At 65.3% G+C, this 22,325-nt stretch carries 22 protein-coding genes; 9 read left to right on the top strand and 13 right to left on the bottom strand.

The window, feature by feature from the left end:
- Positions 1-38: 38 nt before the first annotated feature.
- From ACQUQO_RS08620 to ACQUQO_RS08610, 3 genes are read right to left on the bottom strand one after another with little or no spacing between them, the layout of a single operon-like run.
- Positions 39-1,358 (bottom strand): ABC transporter ATP-binding protein, encoded by a 1,320-nt coding sequence (locus ACQUQO_RS08620; RefSeq protein ID WP_435077574.1) that lies wholly within the window; start codon positions 1,356-1,358, stop codon positions 39-41.
- Positions 1,355-2,434 (bottom strand): ABC transporter ATP-binding protein, encoded by a 1,080-nt coding sequence (locus ACQUQO_RS08615; protein ID WP_435077573.1) that lies wholly within the window; start codon positions 2,432-2,434, stop codon positions 1,355-1,357. Before ACQUQO_RS08615 ends, ACQUQO_RS08620 begins: the two co-directional genes overlap by 4 nt.
- Positions 2,431-3,609 carry an ABC transporter permease gene (locus ACQUQO_RS08610; protein WP_435077572.1) on the bottom strand — a complete coding sequence of 393 codons (1,179 nt, stop codon included), beginning with the start codon at positions 3,607-3,609 and terminating at the stop codon, positions 2,431-2,433. Before ACQUQO_RS08610 ends, ACQUQO_RS08615 begins: the two co-directional genes overlap by 4 nt.
- Positions 3,610-3,851: 242 nt before the next feature.
- Between ACQUQO_RS08610 and ACQUQO_RS08605 the strand changes: the two genes are divergently transcribed.
- Entirely contained in the window at positions 3,852-4,862 is a 1,011-nt protein-coding gene (locus tag ACQUQO_RS08605) for an ABC transporter permease (protein ID WP_435077571.1), read from the top strand.
- Positions 4,863-4,927: 65 nt separating this feature from the next.
- Here ACQUQO_RS08605 and larE read toward each other — a convergent pair whose 3' ends face one another.
- Positions 4,928-5,776, bottom strand: coding sequence for an ATP-dependent sacrificial sulfur transferase LarE (larE, locus tag ACQUQO_RS08600; protein WP_435077570.1), 849 nt, complete (start codon positions 5,774-5,776; stop codon positions 4,928-4,930).
- A 92-nt stretch (positions 5,777-5,868) separates the two neighbouring features.
- Between larE and ACQUQO_RS08595 the strand changes: the two genes are divergently transcribed.
- Together ACQUQO_RS08595 and ACQUQO_RS08590 are read left to right on the top strand one after the other, a co-directional pair.
- Positions 5,869-7,854, top strand: coding sequence for a MutS-related protein (locus ACQUQO_RS08595; RefSeq protein WP_435077569.1), 1,986 nt, complete (start codon positions 5,869-5,871; stop codon positions 7,852-7,854).
- 86 nt (positions 7,855-7,940) lie between these two features.
- Positions 7,941-8,186 (top strand): hypothetical protein, encoded by a 246-nt coding sequence (locus ACQUQO_RS08590; RefSeq protein WP_435077568.1) that lies wholly within the window; start codon positions 7,941-7,943, stop codon positions 8,184-8,186.
- 29 nt (positions 8,187-8,215) lie between these two features.
- On the opposite strand, the gene ACQUQO_RS08585 is transcribed toward ACQUQO_RS08590, so the two are convergent.
- The 3 genes from ACQUQO_RS08585 to ACQUQO_RS08575 form a co-directional block, all read right to left on the bottom strand.
- Positions 8,216-8,560, bottom strand: coding sequence for a hypothetical protein (locus ACQUQO_RS08585; RefSeq protein ID WP_435077567.1), 345 nt, complete (start codon positions 8,558-8,560; stop codon positions 8,216-8,218).
- Between the two features lie 128 nt (positions 8,561-8,688).
- Positions 8,689-10,560, bottom strand: coding sequence for a gamma-glutamyltransferase (gene ggt / locus ACQUQO_RS08580; RefSeq protein WP_435077566.1), 1,872 nt, complete (start codon positions 10,558-10,560; stop codon positions 8,689-8,691).
- Positions 10,561-10,674: 114 nt separating this feature from the next.
- Positions 10,675-11,715: an NAD(P)-dependent alcohol dehydrogenase gene (locus ACQUQO_RS08575; RefSeq protein WP_435077565.1), complete on the bottom strand. Its 1,041-nt coding sequence runs from the start codon at positions 11,713-11,715 to the stop codon at positions 10,675-10,677.
- A 125-nt stretch (positions 11,716-11,840) separates the two neighbouring features.
- Here ACQUQO_RS08575 and ACQUQO_RS08570 point away from each other — a divergent pair, with 125 nt between their 5' ends.
- Positions 11,841-12,893: an amidohydrolase family protein gene (locus ACQUQO_RS08570; RefSeq protein ID WP_435077564.1), complete on the top strand. Its 1,053-nt coding sequence runs from the start codon at positions 11,841-11,843 to the stop codon at positions 12,891-12,893.
- Positions 12,893-13,642 carry an iron-sulfur cluster assembly protein gene (locus ACQUQO_RS08565; protein WP_435077563.1) on the top strand — a complete coding sequence of 250 codons (750 nt, stop codon included), beginning with the start codon at positions 12,893-12,895 and terminating at the stop codon, positions 13,640-13,642. Before ACQUQO_RS08570 ends, ACQUQO_RS08565 begins: the two co-directional genes overlap by 1 nt.
- A gap of 5 nt (positions 13,643-13,647) precedes the next feature.
- On the opposite strand, the gene ACQUQO_RS08560 is transcribed toward ACQUQO_RS08565, so the two are convergent.
- On the bottom strand, positions 13,648-13,818 hold the full coding sequence (locus tag ACQUQO_RS08560) for a hypothetical protein (RefSeq protein WP_435077562.1): 171 nt from the start codon (positions 13,816-13,818) through the stop codon (positions 13,648-13,650).
- Between the two features lie 194 nt (positions 13,819-14,012).
- Between ACQUQO_RS08560 and ACQUQO_RS08555 the strand changes: the two genes are divergently transcribed.
- Positions 14,013-15,128: an ORC1-type DNA replication protein gene (locus ACQUQO_RS08555; protein WP_435077561.1), complete on the top strand. Its 1,116-nt coding sequence runs from the start codon at positions 14,013-14,015 to the stop codon at positions 15,126-15,128.
- A 49-nt stretch (positions 15,129-15,177) separates the two neighbouring features.
- On the opposite strand, the gene tatC is transcribed toward ACQUQO_RS08555, so the two are convergent.
- A complete protein-coding gene (tatC, locus tag ACQUQO_RS08550; protein WP_435077560.1) occupies positions 15,178-15,960 on the bottom strand; it encodes a twin-arginine translocase subunit TatC in 783 nt (260 codons plus the stop codon).
- A gap of 95 nt (positions 15,961-16,055) precedes the next feature.
- Between tatC and ACQUQO_RS08545 the strand changes: the two genes are divergently transcribed.
- On the top strand, positions 16,056-18,281 hold the full coding sequence (locus tag ACQUQO_RS08545; protein ID WP_435077559.1) for a twin-arginine translocase subunit TatC: 2,226 nt from the start codon (positions 16,056-16,058) through the stop codon (positions 18,279-18,281).
- Positions 18,282-18,359: 78 nt separating this feature from the next.
- On the top strand, positions 18,360-19,076 hold the full coding sequence (locus tag ACQUQO_RS08540) for a queuosine precursor transporter (protein ID WP_435077558.1): 717 nt from the start codon (positions 18,360-18,362) through the stop codon (positions 19,074-19,076).
- Positions 19,077-19,090: 14 nt separating this feature from the next.
- Here ACQUQO_RS08540 and ACQUQO_RS08535 read toward each other — a convergent pair whose 3' ends face one another.
- A complete protein-coding gene (locus ACQUQO_RS08535) occupies positions 19,091-19,702 on the bottom strand; it encodes an IMPACT family protein (protein ID WP_435077557.1) in 612 nt (203 codons plus the stop codon).
- A 119-nt stretch (positions 19,703-19,821) separates the two neighbouring features.
- Here ACQUQO_RS08535 and ACQUQO_RS08530 point away from each other — a divergent pair, with 119 nt between their 5' ends.
- Positions 19,822-20,322 carry a hypothetical protein gene (locus ACQUQO_RS08530; RefSeq protein WP_435077556.1) on the top strand — a complete coding sequence of 167 codons (501 nt, stop codon included), beginning with the start codon at positions 19,822-19,824 and terminating at the stop codon, positions 20,320-20,322.
- Between the two features lie 7 nt (positions 20,323-20,329).
- Here ACQUQO_RS08530 and ACQUQO_RS08525 read toward each other — a convergent pair whose 3' ends face one another.
- Genes ACQUQO_RS08525 through hisA form a run of 3 tightly spaced genes read right to left on the bottom strand, consistent with a single transcriptional unit; the run spans position 20,330 to position 22,197 of the window.
- Entirely contained in the window at positions 20,330-20,833 is a 504-nt protein-coding gene (locus ACQUQO_RS08525) for an amino acid-binding protein (protein WP_435077555.1), read from the bottom strand.
- Positions 20,833-21,417 carry an imidazoleglycerol-phosphate dehydratase HisB gene (gene hisB / locus ACQUQO_RS08520; protein ID WP_435077554.1) on the bottom strand — a complete coding sequence of 195 codons (585 nt, stop codon included), beginning with the start codon at positions 21,415-21,417 and terminating at the stop codon, positions 20,833-20,835. Before hisB ends, ACQUQO_RS08525 begins: the two co-directional genes overlap by 1 nt.
- 51 nt (positions 21,418-21,468) lie before the next feature.
- On the bottom strand, positions 21,469-22,197 hold the full coding sequence (gene hisA / locus ACQUQO_RS08515) for a 1-(5-phosphoribosyl)-5-[(5-phosphoribosylamino)methylideneamino]imidazole-4-carboxamide isomerase (RefSeq protein WP_435077553.1): 729 nt from the start codon (positions 22,195-22,197) through the stop codon (positions 21,469-21,471).
- Positions 22,198-22,325 lie beyond the last annotated feature (128 nt).

The following is a 22,325-nucleotide window of genomic DNA, read 5'->3' as shown; positions in this document are numbered from 1 at the left end:
AAACGATTCTGGTCGCCATAGCCGTCGTAACTATCCGATCACCCTTCCGGTGAGAGTGATGGCTCGGCTGCGGACGCTTCGTCGGCCACGTCATGGAGATGACACGCCGCAGGATGACCGGTTTCTGTCTCCCGAAGGCAGGGGTGTTCTTGGATACATACTGTCGGAAACGCCCCGCGAAGACGCTCATCAGCACTGGACAGCTCGCCATCGACGATTTCTGCAAGCGCTGTCGACAGGGCTTGCTCGGCGTTCGAGTCACTCAGTTCCTCCGGAACGTCGTATGCGTCGCGGAGCGCCGACCGAAGTTCCCCCTTCGAGAGATTTTCCGCACTCTCGGCTTCCTCCGCGACGACACGCCGCTCGCGGAGCCTCTCGATGTCGAGCGTCCGGTCCCGAACTGCGACCCGGAGGTCCATTATCCCGCGCCACACGGCCTGATCGAGGTCGTACCCCGGCGGCTGGATGACTGCGGGACAGCGGGTATGGAACCGACAGCCCGGCGGTGGGTCGCTCGGGTCAGGAACCTCGCCAGAGAGGTCGGCACGCCCGCCGCGCTGGCCGGGGTCGGGTGTCGGCATCGATGCGAGCAGCGCGCGGGTGTACGGGTGTTGGGGTTCGGAAAACACCGCTTCGGTCGGTCCTAGCTCGACGATTTCACCGAGATACATCACCGCAACCCGGTCGCAGACGTCACGCACTACGCTCATGTCGTGGCTGATCAGTAGAATCGAAAGCCCGAACGTCGTCTGGAGACGCTCGACGAGCGCGAGAATCTCGGCTTCGACGGAGACGTCGAGCGCCGACACCGGTTCGTCGGCCACCAACAGCTCCGGGTTCGTCACCAGCGCCCGTGCGAGCGCGACCCGCTGTTTCTGCCCGCCGGAGAGTTCGTGCGGATAGCGGTCGTAGTCGTCGGCTGAGAGATCGACCTCCGCGAGTATCGTCTCGACGACGTTCCGTCGGCGCTCCCGGTCGCCCATCCCGTGGAGCGCCAGCGGTTCGGCCACCGATTCGCCAATCGACAGCCGCGGGTCGAAACTCGACGTCGGGTCCTGAAATATCATCCCCGCCTGCCGGCGGAAGCGCTTGCGTTCGTCGTCCGTGTGGTCGCCGACCGTCTCGCCGTCGAACCGGACCTCGCCGCCGGTGGGCGTTTCGAGTCGCAGCAGGCTCCGCGCGGCGGTGGATTTGCCACAGCCGGATTCACCGATGAGACCGAGCGTCTCGCCGCGGCGTACCTCGAAACTGATTCCATCGACCGCGCGTATCCGGCCGACTTCGCGGTCCAACAGCCCCTCGGTGACCGGATAGTGTTTCGTGAGGTCCCGAACCGAAAGGACGGTGTCGTCGGTCACTGTTCTCCCTCAGTCGCGTGCCCGCCGTCGGTCCGTTGTTTCGACTGTCCGGTCGCTTGCGCCGCGCGGTCGGCTGCGTCTCCCTGCACGACTGCCGTGTCGTGGTCGTCGTCGTAGAACACGCAGGCGGCCAACTGTTCTGCGTTGTCGTTGGCAGATTCGAGTGGTGGGTGCTTGCCGCCGATACAGTCCTCGACGGCGTGAGGGCAGCGCGGGTGGAACCGACAGCCGGTTGGCGGGTCGGTTGGGTTCGGGAACTCCCCGCCGATGGTCTCCCGGCGTTCGCCGCGTCCCGGCAGACAGCGCAACAGGGCTTGGGTGTAGGGATGGGCCGGCGTCTCGAACACGTCGTGGACGTCGCCCCGCTCCATCACCTTCCCCGCGTACATGACGACCACGCGGTCGGCCATCTCGGCGACGACGCCGAGGTCGTGGGTGACGAACAGCATCGCCATGTCGCGCTCGGTCTTGATGTCGTTCAGGAGGTCGAGAATCCCTGCCTGCGTGGTGACGTCGAGCGCCGTCGTGGGTTCGTCGGCGATGAGGAGGTCGGGTTCGGCGGCGAGCGCCATCGCGATGACGACGCGCTGTTTCATTCCGCCGGAGAACTCGTGGGGGTACTCGTCGAAGCGCGTCGCTGCCTCGGGGATGCCCACTCTGTCGAGCAGTTCGATACCGCGTTCGCGTGCAGCACGCTTCGACACGTCACGGTGGAGTCGGATGGCCTCGACGAGTTGGGCACCGATTGAATACACGGGGTCGAGTGCGCCCTGTGGGTTCTGGAAGACGTGTGCAATTCGTTTGCCGCGCACGTCCGAGAGCTGTCCGGGCGAGCACTCGGTGAGGTCGCGCCCGTCGAAGTCGATGCGCCCGCCGACGACCTTGCCGGGCGGCATCGGCAGCAGTTTGGTGATCGACTCGCAGACCACAGTTTTACCGGACCCGCTCTCGCCGACCAGACAGACGGTCTCGCCCCGCTCGACCGCGAAACTCACCCCATCGACCGCCAGCACCGTGCCCTCACTCGTCTCGAAGTGGGTTCGGAGGTCGTTCACCGAGAGCAGCGGTTCGCTCATGCCTCTCCCCGCGGGTCGAGCGTGTCCCGGAGTGCATCGCCGACGACGCTGAACGAGAACACCGTAATGACCAGAAACACCAGCGGGAACACCCATACCCACCACAGCTCCGTGTTCAGGTCGGTGAGCATCTGTCCCCACGACGGGACGTTCTCGTCGCCCAGCAGGACGATGAACGAGATGGCCGCCTCCGTGAGAATCAGCAGCGGAATCTGGCGTGTCGTGGCCGTGAGAACAGTACTGGAGACGTTCGGGAGGATATGTCTACGGATGACCTGTAACCGGCTTGCGCCCGCGCTCTCGGCGGCGGTGATGTAGAGTTCCCCGCGGCGTTGGGCGACCTCGCTGCGGACCAAGCGCGCGACGCCACCCCAACTCAGCAGGCCGAACACGAGAACGATGAGGAACAGGCTCTGGCCGAAGACGAACCCGAGGACGATGTAGACGAGAAACGCCGGCACCGTCTGCTGGATGTCGACGTAGCGCATCAACACGTCGTCGACCCAGCCGCCGACGTAGCCGGCGACGGTGCCGACGGCCGTCGCAATCGGTACCATGAGCATCGACGTGACGAGCGCGACGAGCAGGCTCACGCCCATCCCGGCGACGACCAGCCGCAGGACGCCCTGCCCGACCGCATTGGTTCCAAACGGGAACCGGAGACTCCCGTGACAGGACTGCTGGATGGCGGGACCGGTCACCTCGCCGACGCAGTTGATGGCGACCGTCCCCGCCTCGACGGTGGCAAACAGCGCCGGCTGTTTGGCGTACTGGATGTTCGTCGGCGGACGGTCGAGCACGAGCAGGCTGGCCGTCCCGAGAACGAAGAAGACGGCCAGATAGGCCGCACACACGGCGGCGAGCCTGTTCCGGCGGAACCGTCGCCAATACTGCATCGTCCGCTCGCGGTTGCGGACGACCGGAACGACGACGGCGAAGGCGAAGACGACGAGCGAGAGAACGAACAGCCAGTCGAGCCGTGAGGGGGCGTACCACGCGCCGACCGACAGGTCGTAGCCGGTGAATCGGTCGTAGAGGAACAGCGCCGCGAGCAACCCGAGCGCGAGGAGAAAGCCGCCGGTTCGTCGTCCGACCACCGGCCGCTCCTCGCCCAACTCCTCCCAATCGATGGCATCGAACTGGGCGTCGATGCCCGTATCGGAATCGACCGCCATGCTGCTTATTCACTGCATTCGCCCCCGCCGTGCCATAAGCTTTCAGGCCGTCGTCGGTATCCGATAGAACGATAGCGCCTGAAAACTTATGGGCCGCCGGGGCATGGTCGGCAGCAGCATCGAAGGATGTCCCGTCCAGCACCCTCCACGCGCGGTCTGCAATCGAGCCGACGGCGGCATCCGCCCGGCTCGCAACGCCGGCAGCGAACTGACTCTCATCCGACGATGGGTGGTGCGGTAGCGTGAGCCGTCGCTGGCAGATCGTTCGTCGAGCCGCGTTTGCCGTGTTCGCCGCGTTCCTCGTCGTCTCGCTGGTCTTTGCGTTCGTCGCGGCCACCGCCGACCCCTTCACCGGACAGCTCGCCCGGGCTGCCGCTCTGGAATCCGCGGAGGAAGGCACCCCTGTGAAACAAACCGATGCGTGGGAGCGATTGATGGAATACAGACAGCAGCGCAACCTCGACGAACCAATCGGTGAGCGGTACGTCCGCTGGTTGGGCGACGTTGCGACCCTCGACCTCGGGACGGCGTTCGGGACGACGGCGACGGGGACGATGTACGGGCAGTCCTATCCCGAGGGAACCCCGGTCACCTCGCTGGTGGCGAGTGCGGTGTCGCGCACCCTGTCGTACCTCCTTCCGGCAATCGTGTTCTCGGTGGTCGGTGGTGTCGCTCTTGGCGTCTACACGGCGACACACCAGCACGCGCTCATCGACCGGTTCGGCACGGCTGTCGCCCATCTCGGGTTCAGTTTGCCGAACTTCTGGCTCGCGGAGGTGGTGGTGCTCTCCGGAATCGGTGTGGGCGGATTGCTGTCGGGCGCGCCGGGACGAACGAACGGGCCTCTCCATACGGTGGTGTTTCCGGCCGCGGTTCTGGGAACGAGCCTGCTCGCCGGCCAACTCCGGTATGCGCGTGCTCAGTCGCTCGAATACATCGACGCGGAATTCATCAAACTCGTTCGAGCGAAGGGAGCGGGAACCCGACGGGTCGCCCGGCATCTGCTGCGGAACGCGGCCGTCCCACTGCTATCGCTGTTTTTCGCGGACGTGCTCGGCATCGTCGTGCTGAACGTCTTCGTCATCGAGTACGTCTTTGGGATTCAGGGTCTCGGGGGTCTGAGCCTCGTCGCCATCCAATCGCGAGACATGCCGGTGATACTCGGTACCACGATGGTCGTCGTGCTCGTCGGCGTGCTCGGCAACTTCCTCGCAGACGTTGCCGCCGTCGTGCTCGATCCACGAATCGAATAGCCACATCGTCGCAGGCACAGGATTCGGTTTCACCAATCGGCCACGACTCTCGGACGCTATCGGGTTCAGTCCTCGGTGGTCGGGTACTCCGTATCGAGGTCGAGGTCCGAATCATCGGGACTGACGCTACCGGTGCGATACCCCGCTAAATCGAGCGTCACGTGCTCGAACCCGATATCCGAGAGGTGTTCGCGTGCTGCGCGGGCGAAGTCGGCGTCGAGCGCGCGCTCCAGTTCGTCGGGCGCGACCTCGATGCGGGCCAGTCCGTCGTGGTCACGGACCCGAAACTGCTCGAATCCCCACGTCCGCAGCAGGGTTTCGGCCTTCTCGACGCGTGTGAGGCGCTCCTCGGTGACTTCGAGTCCTGTGGGAATCCGCGAGGAGAGACACGCCATCGAGGGCTTTTCCGAGACCGACAATCCATAGTCGCGGGCGATCTCGCGCACCTCTTCTTTCGTGACCTCGTGTTCGAGCAGCGGCGAGTAGGCGTTCAGTTCCTCGACCGCCCGGAGACCGGGCCGGTGGCCCTCGCCGGGGTCCGATGCATTGGTTCCGTCACAGACGGTTTCGATGCCCAACTCGCGGGCGGCGTCGAACATCGCCGACAGCCGCATCGTCCGGCAGTGGTAGCACCGGTCACCGTCGTTTTGCACGAATTCCTGACTAGCGAGCTCGGAGAACTCGACGATCTCGTGGCGAATCCCGATTTCCCTGGCGACCCGTTTCGTGTCGTCGAGTTCCGCCGCCGGCAGCGTCTCGCTCTTTGCGGTGCAGGCCACCGCATCGTCGCCGAGCGCGTCGTGAGCGAGTGCTGCGACGACGCTCGAATCCACACCACCCGAAAAGGCGACGAGCACGCCGTCGCGCGCCGCGAGGTCTTCGCGCGCGGCGGTCAGTTTCTCTTGGACGCTCATTGGCTTTCGTGGGAGTTCGTGCGTCAAAAGCACGGTGCTGTGGGCGTCGCTGCCCGGATGGTTTTTCTCCCCGGCGCGGGAGTATCGACTCGATGGACCTCGAATCCATCTCCGGGGTCGGGGAAAAGACCGCCGCGCGCCTCCAATCGCTTGACGACGCCGAGCGCGCGCTGCGGGAGGGCGACGTGGCGACGCTCGCGCGCGCACCGGACATCTCACCGGGGCGAGCGGCGGCCATCGCCCGCGCGGCCATCCGCGACGACCACGACGATTCGGGGGAGTTTCTCGCCACCGAGCGCTCGCGGGAGATATACCGTGCGGCGCTCGACCTGCTCCAAGAGCGCGCGGTCACCGACGACGCCGCCCACAGGTTAGAAACGCTCTTTCCGACCGGAAGTGCCTCGCGCATCGAAGAGGTCCGCGAGTGGGTCGAGGTGGCGATGGAGCGCGAACCGGACCCCGATGTACTGGAGGCACTCGCCGGCGTCGGACCGCTCGAACCCCCACCCACCGAACGGATTCGCGAGCGCTGTCTCGCGACCACCGACGCCGAGCGCCACGCCGAAGCCAAGCAGGCCTTTCCGGAACTATCGGTCGAAATCGTCGAGGACACACATGGATTGGCGGACCTCGCACGTGGCTACGCGACCGTCATCGCGCTCGACGAAACGTTTGCTGGCGTCGACATCGACGGTGACGTGCGCGTCATGCCGGATGCGCTCGACAGACCCGAGGAAGTGGTCCCCGAGCGCACGCTCGCCCTTTTCGCGCACAACCGCGAGCGCATCCGCGCCGCGGCCGCCGTCCACCGCACGTCGGACCTCGACTCCCCCATCGACCTCGCGGCGCTTGAGACCCACCTCTCGAACCTCGACGACGATGGCGGGGTGGTCGGCGACGAAGAACTCCACAGGCTACAGCGGGCGGCTGCGGACCTCGATGCGGCGGTCTCCACAGCGGAGAGCGTCGCCAACGACCGCCTGCGGGAGGCCATCGAGGAACGGGACGTCACCATCGAGGGTGCGGACCTGCTCTCGCTCGTCGAGCAGGGGGCGGGCGTCGATTCGCTGCTCTCGCGCGAACTCGAAGACGAACACGCCGCCGCCATCGACGCCGCGCGCGAACACTTCGTCGATGCGCTCGCACTCACCGATGGCGAGGCCGACCTCGCTACCCGCGCCTTCCCCGAGGAGCCGACGTTTCCGGTCGAGCACGACGAGGGCATCATCAATCGCCTGCGCGAGGAATTGACCGTGGCGCGCGACCGCCGGGCCAGTCGGCTGAAGCGTGACCTCGCGGCCGACCTCGCCGCCATGCGCGAGGACTGTGACGACCTCGTCCGAGCGGCGCTCGACCGCGACGTCGCACTCGCCGTTTCGCGCTTCGCCCGTGATTTCGACTGTGTGCTGCCCGCGTTCGGTGGCACTGGCATCGTCATCGAGGGCGGACGCTCGCCGCTGCTCGACTGTGGCTTCGACGCTGTCGAACCGGTCGACTACGCGGTCGCGGGACCGACGCTGCTCTCGGGGGTCAACTCCGGCGGGAAGACTTCGACGCTCGATTTGCTCGCGCTCGTGACGGTGCTCGCCCACATGGGTTTACCTGTTCCCGCCGCACAGGTAGAAATCGAGCGCTACGAGGCGCTGCACTACCAGGCCAAGAGTCAGGGGACGCTCGATGCGGGCGCGTTCGAGGCCACGCTCAGGGAGTTCGCCGGTCTCGTCACCGGCGAGAAGCGCCGGCTCGTGCTCGTCGACGAACTCGAAAGTATCACCGAACCCGGCGCGTCGGCGACCATCATCGCCGGCATTCTCGAAGAACTCGCCGGTGAAACTACTGGAGTATTCGTCTCGCATCTCGCCGGCGAAATCCGCGAAGCCGCCGACTTCGAGGTTTCGGTCGACGGCATCGAGGCGGTCGGACTCGAAGACGGCGAGCTGGTCGTCGAGCGCTCGCCGAAAAAGGGCGTTCTCGCGCGCTCGACACCCGAACTCATCGTCGAGAAGCTCGCGGCCGAGGACGGGAGTGACGAAAACGGGGCGTTCTACGACCGACTGCTCGAAAAGTTCGAGACATGACCGAGGCTCGATTGTGGTTCGGAAGCCGAATTATAACCAAACGACAGTAGAGTAACGTATAAAATGATGGGCAAAAAAGTAGCGTCATGGACAGCAGACGGAAACTCGGAGCCTTTCTGGTTATCGCTGGTCTCCTCGTGGTAATCGGGAACTTCCAGAACGGAGCGCCGATTTTGTCCTTCGAACAGATGCCGGACACCCCCGTGAGAGGCGACCCAGTACCCTATATCGTCAGCTGGGCGGTCGGAGTCGGCTGTCTCGTATACGGTGCGCTACTCCTGTTGGACGTTCTGCCTGACGATTGGGCGCTTCGTCGGCTCCTCCTGAAGTAGTGGGTCCGTCGATGAATCGTTCCGACAGGCTACATCACCATCGCCAGCCCGACCGCGCTGTATCCCGCGATGCCGAGCAGATAGCAACCGAGTTCGAGCCGGCCGGGCAGTGAGAGCGAATCGGGTTGGTACTGTGACGGGTCGGTGACGTTTTGGAAGCCGGCCACACCACCCTCCTCGACGGTGTCGAGACCGGCATCCGACGCGCCGAACAGCAACGGTCCGAGGACGAGCGCGCCGAGCAGCATGACCAGCGCGGCGAGACCGAACGCGTATCCGACGATACGACTCCCGGCGAACACGACGAGGACGGTACCACCGGCGTACAGAACGCCGTACTTTGCGCCGAGTACGGCCAGCCTACGGCGCTCCATGTGTCGATTTCTGTCTACGGCGGCATATGTCTTTCCGGCGCTTGTCGTCTCGGTGCTCGCCAACGGCGCTTTGCGACTGCTGGCCTACCATGTCAGCACGAACGACGACGGTCAGGGGATGTGGTATCTCAGAGCCCTCTCGTCAGGCCACCGTTGCGGAAGTCCGCCGCACCGGTGTACTCGCCGGTCTCCTGGTCGACCCGAATCGTCATGACGTTGCCGAGACGGGTGAACGGCGATAGCTCGTAGCCCAGTTCGCGCAGTCCGTCCTGAACGTCCTCGGGAACGCTCGCCTCCGGGTAGATGGCGGGTTCGGAGTTGGCGTACAGCCGCGGCTCGGCGACCGCCTCGGCGAGACCCATCCCGAAGTCGACGAGGTTGATGACCATCTCCGCGACCGTGGTGATGATGGTCGTGCCGCCGGGTGACCCTACGGTGAACAGGGGCTTGCCGTCGCGGAAGACGATGGTCGGACTCGTCGAGCTGAGCGGCCGTTTGAGGGGCTGGACCTCGTTCGGCCCGCCGGGTTCGGCGTCGAAGTCGGTCAGCTCGTTGTTGAGCATGAATCCCTGCCCCGGGACCATGATACCGCTGCCGAACAACTGTTCGATGGTGCTCGTCCACGAGACCATGTTACCATCGTCATCGGCGACCGTGAAGTGGGTCGTACTGCCGCGCGGACTGGGGATGTACGGTCGCGGCGCATCGCGAATCGTCGAAACGTCGTCGACGGTGAGCGGGTCGATGGCGTAGGGGCTGCCGGGCTGATAGCTCCACGGGTCGCCGGGCTGTTGGGTCTCGGTCGTCACTTCTCCGGATTCTATCGTCGCCCGGCGCTCGTCGAGGTATTCCTCGTCGAGCAGTCCCTGCCACGGCGCGTCGACGAACTGCTTGTCGCCCATGTACTCGCCGCGGTCGGCGTAGGCCAGTTTGAACGCCTCGACCAGTAATTGGGAGACCTCGACCGACTGGCGGTCGTATTGGCCGAGGTCGAACGGCTCTAGTAGTGAAAGGATGTGCGCAATCGTCAGCCCGCCGGAACTCGGCAGCGGCTGGGTTCGCACGGTCACATCGCCGTACTCGACGTATTCGGGCGTGTCGATGGTCACGTTGTACGCGCCCAAGTCGGCGGGCGTCATGCTGCCGCCGTTCTCCTGGACGACATCGGCGACCGCCTCGCCGACATCGCCCTTGTAGAGCGCGCCGACACCCTCCTCGGCGATGGTCTCGAAGGTCGCGGCGAGGTCCGGCTGCTCGACCCGGTCGCCGATGTCGAGCGGTGTCCCACCGGGCGCGAATACTGCGCGCGCGGCGTCGTTGAACTTCTCGTGTTCTTCCTCTATCGTACTCCCGAGGTAGTAATCGACCCGCGCGCCACCGGCGAGGTCGATGGCCGGCCCGATGAGGTCGTCGATGTCCCGCGTTCCGAACCGTTTCAGCGCGATGTCGCAGGCCTTGAGCGTGCCGGGGACGCCGACCGCCTGCCCGAGCGTGATGCGCTCGTCGAACGGTATCGGCTCGCCGTCTTCGAGGAACATGTCCGGCGTCGCGCCGAAGGGGGCGCGCTCGCGGTTGTCGACCGAATAGAGTTCGTCCTCGCCCGCGTCGTAGACCAACATGAATCCGCCGCCGCCGATACCCGAGGTGTGGGGCTGGACGGCGTTGAGCGCGAACTGGACCGCGACCGCCGCGTCGACCGCGTTTCCGCCCGCTTCGAGCACGTCGGCCCCGATGGTGCTCGCCCGCGGGTCCGACGAGGCGACCATCCCCTCGTCGCTGGTCGCCGTATCGACCCGGTCGATGCGGTCGCGTTCGTCCGACTCGTCGCCATGAGCGCTGGCCCGATTGGCGGTGACGGGAAACGCACTCGCGCCGAGCGCGACGGCCGAGCCTTTCAGAAACGTCCGTCGGCGGGTCTCGCCCCGCTCGCTGTCCGTCGATTCATTCTCACCCACTGACTGCTCTCTGCTCCCTACTCGTCGATTGTCGTCGTGCACCATGCGTTCGAAACTCACGACACGTCCTATTAACGCTATTTGATATCTTACACGGAGAACAGTATCGAAAACTACCCGCTTGGGCGTAGCACGGTCGGCAAACGGACACGGACCGGCCTACGGCGTGATGACGGCCCGGCCTTCGACCTCGCCATGTTCGAGTTTCGCGGCGACGTCGTTGATTTCGTCGAGTCCGTACTGGGTGGTGCGGAGGTCGACATCGCCACGCTCGACCAGCGCGACGAGTTCCTGGAGTTCGGTGTAGTTGCCGACCAGTGTACCTCGATAGCTGAAATCACCGTTGACGAGTGCCTGTGACGGCTCGTGGACGTGGCCGCCGTAGCCGACGACGTAGTGGTCACCACCGCCGGCGAGGACGTCCGGCCCCAGTCCTGTCGTCTCGTCCGCACCGACGAAATCGAGGACTTGCTGAACGCCCGTCCCGTCGGTGAGTGCGTCGATCTCCTCGGCGACGTTCTCCTCGGTGGGGTTTATCGTGTGGTGTGCGCCCAGCTCCTCGGCCAGCGCGAGCGCGCTGTCTTTCATATCGACGGCGGTGATCGTCGTCGCGGCCATCGCATCCAGACATTGCAGGCCGATGTGGCCGAGACCGCCAATGCCGATGACCACCGCGTGGTCGCCCGGGTCCAGTTCCCGGGCGGCGAGTTTCACCGCGTGATAGGCGGTGATGCCCGCGTCGGCGTGGGGCGCGATGTCGGTGGTGTCCACGCCGTCGGGGAGCGGGATGACGGCGCGCTCGTTCGTCAACAACCGTTCGGCGAACCCGCCATCGGTCGAGAGACCGGGAAAGGCGATGTTCTCGCAGTGCATGTCGTTGCCGAGCCGGCAGGGTCGGCAGGTGCCACAGGTCATCACGGGATGGCAGATGACCGACTCACCTTCCTCGACCACCGACACGCCGTCGCCGACTTCGACTACTGTGCCGGCGTTTTCGTGACCCAGCGTCATCGGGAGGTCCTGTGGCATGTACTGGGCCCACATCCCCTCGATGACGTGGTTGTCAGTCTGACACCAGCCCGCACCCTCGATGTCGACGACGACGTGGTCGGCTTGCTCGGGCTGTGGCTCGTCGACGTCGTCTATCGAGAGCGCGTCGTTCATCTCCTCGGTGTACTCGTGGAGTCTGGCTGCTTGCATGGTAGCACACATCACTACTTCGGTGGCCGGCAAAAGTGTTCGTGCCGACGCTCACACTCTCGCCGGGTGGCCCATGCGGGACCGACCAAAGGTATATTGCCATGTGACATCACCGCACATATGGCATGTACAGGCACGACGGCGAGGACGTGTTCGTCATCGATTCCCACGTCCATCACTGGGATGCGAGCGAGGAGAACATCATCCACGAGGGCGGCGAACAGTTCATCCAGTGTTTCTACGATTACCACGCGGCGTTCACGCCCGAGGAACGCCAGTGGAGCATCGACGAATATCGAAAGTACAGCGCAGACCGGATGGTCCGTGACCTCTTTCGGGATGGCCACGCCGACATGGGTATCTTCCAGCCGACGTATCTGGGCGAGTTCTACGAGAACGGCTTCAACACCATCGAGGACAACGCCGGACTCACTGAGGAGTACCCCGAGCGATTCGTTCTGAACGGGCGATTCGACCCGCGCGAGGGCGAGGCGGGCCTCGAAGAACTCGAACGCCAAAAGGCAGAACACGATATTCAGGGCGTCAAACTCTACACCGCCGAGTGGAACGGTGACTCGAAGGGCTGGCGGCTCGACAGCGAGGAAGCCTTCGAATACCTCGAAAAATGTGCCGAGTTGGGCATCACGAATATCCACGCCCATAAGGGACCCACGATTCGGCCACTCAATCGCGACGCCTTCGACGTGGCCGACGTCGACGACGCCGCGACGTCGTTCCCGGAACTCGACTTCATCGTCGAACACGTCGGCTTTCCCCGCTTCGACGACTTCGCACATCTCGGGGCACAGGAGAGCAACGTCTATGGCGGATTGGCGGTGGTCGCGCCGATGGCACACGCCCGCCCCCGGAAGTTCGGGGAAATCATGGGCGAACTCCTGTTTTGGGTCGGCGAGGACAACATCCTCTTCGGCAGCGATTACGCGCTCTGGGAACCCGAGTGGGTCGTGGAGGCGGTGATGGAGGCCGAACTCACGCCCGAACAGCGCGACGAGTTCGGCGTTTCACTCACTCACGACGTGAAAAAGAAGATCATGGGCGAGAACGCCGCCGAACTCTACGACATCGACATCGAGGGGAAAAAGGAAGCACTCCGCGACGACGCCATCAGCGACGAGTTCGACATGGGCGACCAGTACGGGGAGGCCGCTGCGGACTGATGGCCGTCGCCGATATCGACCACGCGACCGTTACGGAGCGACTCGACCGGGTGGACGACCCCGAACTCGACGAGTCTATCGTGGAACTCGATTACGTTCGGGACCTCACAATCGACGGCTCGGATGTTACTGTCGAACTCGTGTTGCCGACGGCGTGGTGTTCGCCCGCGTTCGCGTGGATGATGGCGACCGGCGCGCGCGAGGAAGTCGAGGACCTACCGGGCATCGAGAACTGCGATGTGCGGCTCGCAGACCACATGCACGAGCGGGAAATCAACCGCGGCGTGAACGAGGGACTGGCGTTCGCCGAGGCCTTTCCCGACGCCGAGGACGGCATCGAGGAGGTGCGGCGAACGCTCGACGAGAAGGCACGGATGGGCCGGCAGTATCGGGCTGTCGAGGCGCTGACGGCGGCCGGCGTCGACCCCGAACAGACGGTTTCGCTCCGGCGCGCGGACGTTTCCCTCGGTGAGGAGCAGGCGCTCGTCTCGCTCGCTGAGGGGAGCCTCGTGGTCACAGTACCAATCGAACCGATGGCCGAGTACCTCCGGAAAGCCAAAGCCGTGGGTCTCGTGACCGACCCGGCCGACCGGCTGTTTGCGACGCCCGCGGGCGACCCGATCTCGCCCGCGGAGTTCGAAACCGTCCAGCGCCGCGCGCGACTGGCGAAGACGAACGCGAACGGGCAGGGCAGCGTCTGTGCGGCGCTCAACGAGGCGCGCAACGGGACGGCCGAAAGAGCGGAATAGCCGCTTTACTCCGATTTCCCGAGTCCGTACCGGCCCTCGCTGGCCCACTCGCCTTTGTCCCAGCCGCAGTTCGGACACGTGTTCTTTCGCCAGTCGAACGCCTCACTACACCACTGACAGTTGACCGTTCGTGGAGGTCTGTCCTTGGCGAGCTTTCGATTGTCCTCCTCCGGCATGGGTTCGGGCATGTACCGGAGTAGTAAAACCATTCGGTCTTGTAGGACGTATGACTCTTTGCACTACTCCCGCGGTAGATGGACGCAGCGAAGACGGCGACCGGATTCGCCCGAGCCACCGGCTGCGTTGGTTCTTGCCTGTGCTGTGCGGAACCGTCGAAGCCTTGAAGCCCTCGTGGAGCGTGGTGAAAGTGATGGCCGAGGACGGCATGCTCTCGTGGGACGAGTCGCTCTTTCGTGACGAGCACGTCTTCGAAATCGACTACCTGCCCGAGACCTTCCACCACCGCGACCGACAGTTACAAGGGTTACAGCACGCGCTGCGGCCCGCCGTTCGGGGGTCGCGCCCGCTCAACGCGATGGTGCGCGGCCCGCCCGGAACCGGCAAGACGACCGCGATTCAGAAACTGTTCGGCGAACTCGACGGCCGGCGCGGCGTGCGCACGGTGAGAGTGAACTGTCAAGTGGACTCGACGCGATACGCGGTCTTTTCCAGAGTTTTCGAACGGATTTTCGAATACGAACCGCCGGCCAGCGGCGTCTCGTTCAAGAGCCTGTTCACACAGATCACCGACCACCTCACCGACGAGAATGAAGTCCTCACAGTCTGTCTCGACGACGTGAACTACCTCTTCTACGAGGGCGAAGCCTCGGAGACGCTCTACTCGCTGCTCAGGGCGCACGAGACCCACGCGGGTGCGAAAATCGGCGTCCTGCTGGTCTCCTCGGACCTCGACCTCGATGTGATCGCCGAACTCGATGGGAGGGTTCAAAGCGTGTTCCGCCCTGAGGAAGTGTTCTTCCCGGCCTACGACGAGGCGGCTATCGTCGACATCCTCGACGAGCGCGTCGAGCGCGGCTTTCGTGACGGCGTGGTCGGTCCCACGGTACTGGACCGCGTGGCCGACCTCACCGCCGAGACCGGCGACCTGCGGGTGGGTATCGACCTCCTCCGACGCGCGGGGCTGAACGCCGAGCGGCGCGCGAGCGACGTGGTGGAGACCGAGGACGTCGAAACCGCCTACGAGACGGCCAAACACGTCCACCTCTCGCGGCGCGTCCGTGGGTTGTCTGACTCCGAACGCACTCTCCTGGAGACCATCGCCGACCACGACGGCGAGCGCGCCGGCGCGGTCTACGAGGCCTTCCACGACGAGACCGACCTCGGCTACACCCGGTATTCGGAACTGGTCAACAAACTCGACCGCGTGGGACTGATCGAAGCCACCTACACCACCGTCGACGGTCGCGGGCGCTCGCGCGAACTCTCGCTTTCCTACGATGTCGATGCCATCCGCGACCGACTCTGATTGCGATTCGTCGGACGACGAAACCGCAATCGGAGCGACCCGCGACGACCTACTCGTTGCCGGTCCAGCGAAGCAATAGTAATGTGCCCTCGAAGAGGGTAATCATCGTCGCCGCCACCAGAATGGGGGCCATCCCGGTCGGGTCGGGGCTGAACAGGAACGAAACTCCGAGGAAGGCCCCCCAGAAGTAGAGGCGCTTGCTCGCGAGCCACGCCCGCGTCGTCACGCCCATCATGATGGCGAGCATCACGAACAGTGGAATCTGGAAGACGAGGGCGAAAAAGCCCATCAGTAGCGTCATCAGTCCGAACGTCTCGGTCAGCCCGAACGCGATGGTCGTCACGCCCTGGGAATACTGGAGGAAGTAGGTGAAGATAACAGGAAGGATGAGATAGAAGGCGAAGGCGACGCCGGCGATGGCGAGGATGAGGCTCGTCGGCACGGCCGCGAGGTAGTACCGGCGCTCTCTGGGGTAGAGACCGGGGCGCATGAAGCGGTAGGTCTGATAGACGAACAGGGGAAGTGCAATCACGAACCCGGCGAGCGAGGACACCTTGAGGCGGGCGAGAATCAGGGCGAGCGGGTCGTAGACGCGCGGTCTGGCTGCTTGCGGTCCCGTCGGTCCCGGCAGCAGCGAATACCAGATGAAGTTGATGAGGTCATCGGCGATGGGGAAGACGACGCCGCTGACCAGCGCCATGACGACCAGCACGACCCCCAGCCGCTTTATCATCTCCTCGATGTGGTCGGCAAGCGGCATCTCGGTGTCCTCAAGCGGCGCGCTCTCGGCGCTTCGTTCGCTCTCAGCACTCGTCCCCGTCGATTCGGCCATCCGGCCGATGGTTCTTCGGTGAGCGTTGTAAGCCTTCTTCTCGCCGGCGCGACCGACAAGATTGATAACAGCGAGTCAGCAACCCTTACCGAAGGATGTCCGGAGCCGTCGACGACGACGTCCGTCGCTCGGTCGCGCGCGGACGGGAGACGCTGGGAGCGCTGCTGTCGGCTGCCCAGACGCATCTCCAGAAGGTGGCTATCGTCTTCCTCATCGCCTTCCTCGGCACGTTCTACGCGCTCTGGCTCTACGTCTGGGAACGACTGAAGGCCGACCTCTTCGCACGATTGCCGCCCCGTGTCGCCGAGCAGACCACCGTGGTCGCCACCACGCCCTTCGACGTTCCCCTCCTCCAAGTGAAGATCTCGCTGTTCGTCGCCGCGTTCGTCTCGCTCCCGGTCTTACTCTACTACTCCCGGGACGCGCTCAAGGCCCGTGGGTACTGGCCCCAGGTCGGCGCGCGCTGGAAGGTCGCCCTCGTCGTGGTCCTCGCGGCGGCGCTGTTCGTCGTCGGCACCTCGTATGGCTACTTCGTCTTCTTCCCGCTGATGTTCGAGTTCCTCGCGTCGAACTCCGTGGCGGTCGGGTTCGAACCCACCTACTCCATCGTGCTCTGGGCACAGTTCATCCTCCTGCTCTCCGTTTCGTTCGGCGTCGCCGCCCAGCTCCCGCTCGCGATGACCGGTCTCTCGCTTTCGGGCATCGTCCCCTACGAGACCTTCCGCGAGAAATGGAAGTACGCCATCGTCGCCGCCTTCACCTTCGGCGCGCTGTTCTCGCCGCCGGACCCCTTCACACAGATCCTCTGGGCGGTGCCCATCGTCTTTCTGTACGTACTCAGCCTCGCTCTCACGCGCTTCGTCGTCACGCTCCAGCGCGGTGGGGGCGCGGTCAGCGTTCGCCGCGTCGTCCGCAACCAGTGGGCACGGATTCTCGGAATTCCGATACTCGTTGCCGGCGTCGTCGCCGGGGCCATTGTCGCCGGTTTTGGAGAGTATTTCAATCAGGTCGTCGTCCCGCGAATCCCCTTCTTCACGCCCGCGGAGCCGGTGTTCAAGTACATCGGCCCGATGCTCGGCCTGCCGCGAGACGCGGCCATCGCGGTCGTCGCGGCGGGCGTCTTTTTCGTGCTGGTCGCGCTCGCGCTCGTCTACTACGTCTACCGCGCCGTCGAACGTGCGGCGGCCCAGCCCGGCCGTCCCGGCAGTCCCGAAACCATCGACGTCGCCGACCTCGATGAAGCGGGTATCCGGGCCGCGCCGGTCGAGGCGTTCGCCGCGATGAGCGAACAGGAGGCGACCGCGCAGGCGAGCATGGCGATGAGCGACGGCGAGCCGAACAAGGCACAGGCCATCCTCGACCGCTTCGACGAGGCACAGACCCCGGACGACGAGACCGACGAGCCGGACGAATTCCCCGACGAGTTCGAGTCGGCCACCGAGGCCCAGAACGCCGAGGACCCGGTCGAAGACAACGCCTTCACCCGGACGACCGCCGGCATGGTCGATGCCTTCACCGCCGAGGAGACCACCGAGGAGGACATCGGGGGCTACTACTACGACATCGCGTTCGTCCTCGACAGCCTGCGCTCGCGGGCCTTCATCCTCGTGGGCCTCTTTATGGCCGTGCTCGCGGGCACGTTCATCTGGCTCTCACAGGGCGGTATCGGCGGGATTCGGGCCGACTTCCTCTCCCGGCTGCCCGCCACCGTCCGTCCCGCGAAGGTCGGCGTCGTCGAACTCCACCCCGTCGAGGCACTGGTCTTCGAGATCAAAATCAGCACGCTGCTGGCGGCGCTTGCGGTCCTTCCCTTCGTTCTCTACTGGGCGTGGCCGGCGCTGCGCGAGCGCGGACTGGCCGGCGGCGATAGGCGCGTCCTCTTCGTCTGGGCCGGCGCGCTCTTCGTAAGCTTGGCCGGCGGCGTCGCCTTCGGCTACACGACGGTGGCTCCAACGGTGATATCGTGGCTCGCCGCCGACGTGATCGGCGCGAACATGGTGGTCGCCTACCGCATCTCCTCGGCGGGCTGGCTCGTCTTCTTCACGACCGCCGGCATCGGCCTGCTCGCGATGATTCCGGTGACGATGGTGCTGTTCCATCGCGGCGGACTGGTGCCCTACGGCGCGATGCGCACCCGCTGGCGTGAGGTGACCGTGGCCGTGTTCGGGTTCACCGCCTACGCCTCGCCGCGCGGCGTGTTCATGATGTTCATCATCGGCATTCCCATCATGCTGTGCTACGGTCTCGGTCTCGGCCTGCTCTGGCTGTACACCCTCGGCGGGCGGCGAACGACGCGCGGCCAGCGCGAGAGCGCCGACTGAGCCGAACGGCCTATCTACCCGTGGCGTTCGCCTCCGGTATGACTCACTACTCGTTGGAGACGCCACACGGGGGCCATGATGAGCACTGATAGCGGAGCATCCGGCGTGCAGGTGGCGCTCATCGCCCTCTTTACGACCGCGCTCGTGACCTCCCAGCTCACCGCGACCAAGGTGCTCGGCTTTGCGATACCGTTCTCCCTGCCGGTCGTCGGTGCGGAGCTGATACTGCCGGGTGCGTCGCTCGCGTACGCGCTCACCTTCCTCGCCTCCGACTGCTACGCGGAGCTGTACGGCCGGCGGGCGGCCCACGTCCTCGTCACCATCGGCTTCGCGATGAACCTCGTTCTCCTCGGACTCGTCTGGGCGACGATAGCCGCCCCCGCTGCCGCCAGCAGCGCGGTCGACCCCGGAGCCTTCGCCGCGGTGCTCGGCGCGAGCACCAACGTGGTGCTTGGAAGCCTACTCGCCTACCTCGTGAGCCAGAACTGGGACGTCTTCGTCTTCCATCGCCTACGAGAACTCACCGACGGGCGCGCACTCTGGCTGCGCAACATCGGCTCGACGGCGACGAGTCAGGCGCTCGATACCGTCATCTTCGTCGGCGTCGCCTTCTATCTCGCGCCAGAACTGCTCGGGGTCGGCAGCCCGCTCCCGCTCTCGGTGTTGGTCGCCCTCGGTGTCGGCCAGTACCTGCTCAAACTCCTGATTGCACTGTTCGATACACCCGTGGTCTACGCCATCGTCGGCTACGCCCGCTCGCGGACCGCGGTCGGGTCGGCCCCCGGTGCCGACTGACTTTTCCCTGCCCCTCACTCGCCGTCGACCGACTCCAACTCCACCCGCCCGCTGGTCGCACTCAGTAGTCGCTCGCGCAAGTTCCCGATATCGGCGCTCGGGGCGCACACCTCGAAAACCGCCCGCTCCCCGTAGCTCGCATCGACGGTCGCGTCGGCGCTTTCGAGAATGCCCCGCACGGTGCCGGAGTCGTCGTAATCCACGGCGAGACGGAGCCGTTCGTGTGGCCGTCGCTCGACGGTGCCGGCGTCGTCGAGCGCGTCTTTCACCGCCCGGCCGTACGCACGGGCGAGACCCCCGACGCCGAGGTTCGTCCCGCCGTAGTAGCGCGTGACGACCGCCGCGACGTTCTCCAGTTCCTCGCGGTCCAAGACCGTGAGCACGGGCTTGCCGGCCGAGCCGCCGGGTTCGCCGTCGTCGTTCGCGTACTCGCGGAGCGGGTCAGCACGCACCCGGTAGGCGGGCACGTTGTGCGTCGCGTCCGGGTACTCGTCCTCGACGCCGGCGACGAACTCCTCGGCGGCGGCGACCGACTCGACGGGGACGATGTGGCCGATGAACCGGGAGCCACGCTCCGCGAAGACCGCCTCGCCCCGGCCAGCGACGGTTCGGTACGTCTCTGTCACTGCCGGTTCGTCGTGGCGACCACGGAAGGTCCCATCGGAACCGTCGGTCGACCGGTGCGTCGGTAACCCTTCCGTTTCGCCACAACACGTATCTCCGCTGGCCGAGTTGCCACGACCGAATGCCGTTTACCCCGTTTCATCTCGGTCCCGCGCTGCTGTTCGGCGTCGTGCTGTTTCGCTGGCTCGACTTCCCGACGTTTCTGGCGGCGAACGTCGTCGTCGATGTCCGCGCCGCGCTGATCTACTTCGGGTATTTCGACGGACGGCTCCACGGCCCGCTCCACACGTTCGCTATTGGTACTGTGCTGGCGCTCGTGCTCTCGGTCGGTGTCTACGCCGCGAAACCGCTCTGTAACCGGGTTCTCGCCCCGTTTCGACTCGACCAGGACCGCGCGTGGCGGACGGTCGTGGCTGCGGCCCTCGGTGGGGTGTATCTCCACATCTGTCTCGATTCGATGCTCTACACCGACATCCGTCCGTTCTTTCCGTCGGCGTTCAACCCGTTTTTCGGCCTGCTCTCGTCGTTCGAGGTCTACGGGCTGTGCGTGCTCGCGTTCGTCCTCGGCGCGGTCGCGTACGTCGGCCGACTCGTCCATCCACGGTTCTCGCTCGACGGGTGAGCAACCGTCATTCGAGTTCGAGCTTCCGGACGAATGCCAGTTCTCGAATCTCGGTCAGCACCGCGCCCGGCAGCGGCTCGTCGGTGATGATCGACAGCCGCGGCTCGTCGGTGAACTCGGGGTCCTCGCTGATGGTCTGGCGGATCGAGATGTCGTGGTCGGCGATCACAGTTGTAACGCTCGCGACGATACCCACCCCTTCGGCGTCGCCGACTTCCACGGTCAAAACCGAGAGGTCGAGTACCGGCGCGAGGTCCTTGAGGCTCGGCACCGCGGAGATGTTGTGGAAGATGGGCCGGAGTTCGTCGTCGTCGAGCAGTGCGTCGGTCGTCGAGTCCACCACTCTCCTATCGACGCCGACCTCGGTCGCGACCTGCGTGTTCGGGATTTCGATGCCGCCCGAGACCACCCGCCCTTCCGAACTGACCGAGAAGCCGCGTTCGAGCAGCAGCCTGACGACCGCCTGCTGGCCCGGACTGCCCGCGAACTTCGCCATGATCTCGTCGAACATCACAACTGGCCTTTCGTGCTCGGCGTCCCCTCGCGGCGCTCGTCCGGGCGAGTGGCGTCGTCGAGCGTCCGCGCGACGGCCTTGAATAGCGCCTCGATTTCGTGATGGGCGTTCTCGCCCTCGATTTCGGTGTGCAGCGTCAGCCCGGCGTTCGTGGCGAGCGAGCGGAAGAAATGCGGAGCCATCGCGCTCGTGAACCCGCCCACTGCTGCCTGCGAGAACTCGCCGTCGAAGCGAAAGAGCGGCCGTCCCGAGACGTCGGCCACGGCGCTCGCGACGGTCTCGTCGAGCGGCACACGCCTGTCGGCGAAGCGCCGAATCCCCGCGCGGTCGCCGAGCGCCTCGTCGAAGGCTTCCCCGAGCGCGATGGCGATGTCCTCGACGGTGTGGTGGTCGTCGATGTGGAGGTCGCCGTCACAGGCGATATCGAGGTCGAACAGGCCGTGTTTGGCGAACGAATCGAGCATGTGGTCGAGAAAGCCGATGCCCGTGTCGGCGTCGCTCTCGCCGTCGCCGTCGATGGCGAGAGCGACCTCGATGTCGGTCTCGGCCGTCTCACGCGTTACGGTCGCGGTTCGGGGCATATCGATGCTCTCCCGGGCAGACGTAAGGCGATTGTGCTCCGAGGAACACTCTCACTGGTCGGCGACGCTTGCGATGGCCTCCTCCAGCGTGAATCGTCCCTCGTAGAGTGCGCTCCCGACGACGACCGCGCTCGCGCCCGCTTCATGGAGCGTGCGGATATCCGAAATGGTTCCGACACCGCCGCTGGCGACGACCGGAATCGAGACCGCCTCGGCGACCCGCTGGACGCGCTCGGCGTCGACGCCTTCCAATCGGCCTTCGACGTCGACGTCGGTGAAGAGGATGCCACCGGCACCGCGCTCTTCGTACTCGATGGCTGCCTCGGCGGGGTCAATCCCGGTGCCCTCCGTCCAACCGGAAACGACCACCTCGTCCCCCTTGGCATCGAGGCTCACGAGCACCCGTCCGGGGTGGGTGTCGTTGATTTCCGTGACGAGACCGGGATTTTCGACCGCCGCAGTCCCCAAAATCACGCGCTCGACGCCGCCGTCGAGCAACGTGCGAGCGTCCGCTGCGGTGCGAATCCCGCCGCCGAGCTGGACGGGGACATCGACCGCCTCGACGATGCGCTCGATTGCGTCCGCGTTCTCGCGTTCGCCATCGAAGGCCCCATCCAAATCGACGAGATGCAGCGTTCGCGCGCCCGCGTCGACCCAGCGCTCGGCCGCTTCGACCGGGTCGCCGTACTCCCGTCCACTCCCGCGCTCGCCGCCGACCAACTGGACGACCGCGCCGTCTTGGACGTCGACGGCGGGAATCACCTCGAACCCCTCGAACATGGTCGGCAATCGAGGGGTCACGGCCTAAACCCATCGGACCACCAGTGCTGATGGTGGTCTTCGGAAGGTTTTCGAATCGATGATAGATATCGAGGGAAAACACGTACCGTCGTGGTTCGCAGTGGTCA

This window comes from Halococcus sp. AFM35 (assembly GCF_051195015.1).
GTDB lineage: Archaea > Halobacteriota > Halobacteria > Halobacteriales > Halococcaceae > Halococcus.
Note: the sequence above shows the minus strand (reverse complement) of the source record. Positions and strands in the feature narration are given on the sequence as shown.

Coding starts and splice junctions, on each gene's coding strand:
- ACQUQO_RS08615 (WP_435077573.1), bottom strand. CDS start 2,434: ATGAGCGAACCGCTGCTCTCGGTGAACGACCTCCGAACCCACTTCGAG.
- ACQUQO_RS08610 (WP_435077572.1), bottom strand. CDS start 3,609: ATGGCGGTCGATTCCGATACGGGCATCGACGCCCAGTTCGATGCCATC.
- larE (WP_435077570.1), bottom strand. CDS start 5,776: ATGAGCGTCCAAGAGAAACTGACCGCCGCGCGCGAAGACCTCGCGGCG.
- ACQUQO_RS08595 (WP_435077569.1), top strand. CDS start 5,869: ATGGACCTCGAATCCATCTCCGGGGTCGGGGAAAAGACCGCCGCGCGC.
- ACQUQO_RS08590 (WP_435077568.1), top strand. CDS start 7,941: ATGGACAGCAGACGGAAACTCGGAGCCTTTCTGGTTATCGCTGGTCTC.
- ACQUQO_RS08585 (WP_435077567.1), bottom strand. CDS start 8,560: ATGGAGCGCCGTAGGCTGGCCGTACTCGGCGCAAAGTACGGCGTTCTG.
- ggt (WP_435077566.1), bottom strand. CDS start 10,560: ATGGTGCACGACGACAATCGACGAGTAGGGAGCAGAGAGCAGTCAGTG.
- ACQUQO_RS08575 (WP_435077565.1), bottom strand. CDS start 11,715: ATGCAAGCAGCCAGACTCCACGAGTACACCGAGGAGATGAACGACGCG.
- ACQUQO_RS08570 (WP_435077564.1), top strand. CDS start 11,841: ATGTACAGGCACGACGGCGAGGACGTGTTCGTCATCGATTCCCACGTC.
- ACQUQO_RS08565 (WP_435077563.1), top strand. CDS start 12,893: ATGGCCGTCGCCGATATCGACCACGCGACCGTTACGGAGCGACTCGAC.
- ACQUQO_RS08560 (WP_435077562.1), bottom strand. CDS start 13,818: ATGCCGGAGGAGGACAATCGAAAGCTCGCCAAGGACAGACCTCCACGA.
- ACQUQO_RS08555 (WP_435077561.1), top strand. CDS start 14,013: ATGGCCGAGGACGGCATGCTCTCGTGGGACGAGTCGCTCTTTCGTGAC.
- tatC (WP_435077560.1), bottom strand. CDS start 15,960: ATGGCCGAATCGACGGGGACGAGTGCTGAGAGCGAACGAAGCGCCGAG.
- ACQUQO_RS08545 (WP_435077559.1), top strand. CDS start 16,056: ATGTCCGGAGCCGTCGACGACGACGTCCGTCGCTCGGTCGCGCGCGGA.
- ACQUQO_RS08540 (WP_435077558.1), top strand. CDS start 18,360: ATGAGCACTGATAGCGGAGCATCCGGCGTGCAGGTGGCGCTCATCGCC.
- ACQUQO_RS08530 (WP_435077556.1), top strand. CDS start 19,822: ATGCCGTTTACCCCGTTTCATCTCGGTCCCGCGCTGCTGTTCGGCGTC.
- ACQUQO_RS08525 (WP_435077555.1), bottom strand. CDS start 20,833: ATGTTCGACGAGATCATGGCGAAGTTCGCGGGCAGTCCGGGCCAGCAG.
- hisB (WP_435077554.1), bottom strand. CDS start 21,417: ATGCCCCGAACCGCGACCGTAACGCGTGAGACGGCCGAGACCGACATC.
- hisA (WP_435077553.1), bottom strand. CDS start 22,197: ATGTTCGAGGGGTTCGAGGTGATTCCCGCCGTCGACGTCCAAGACGGC.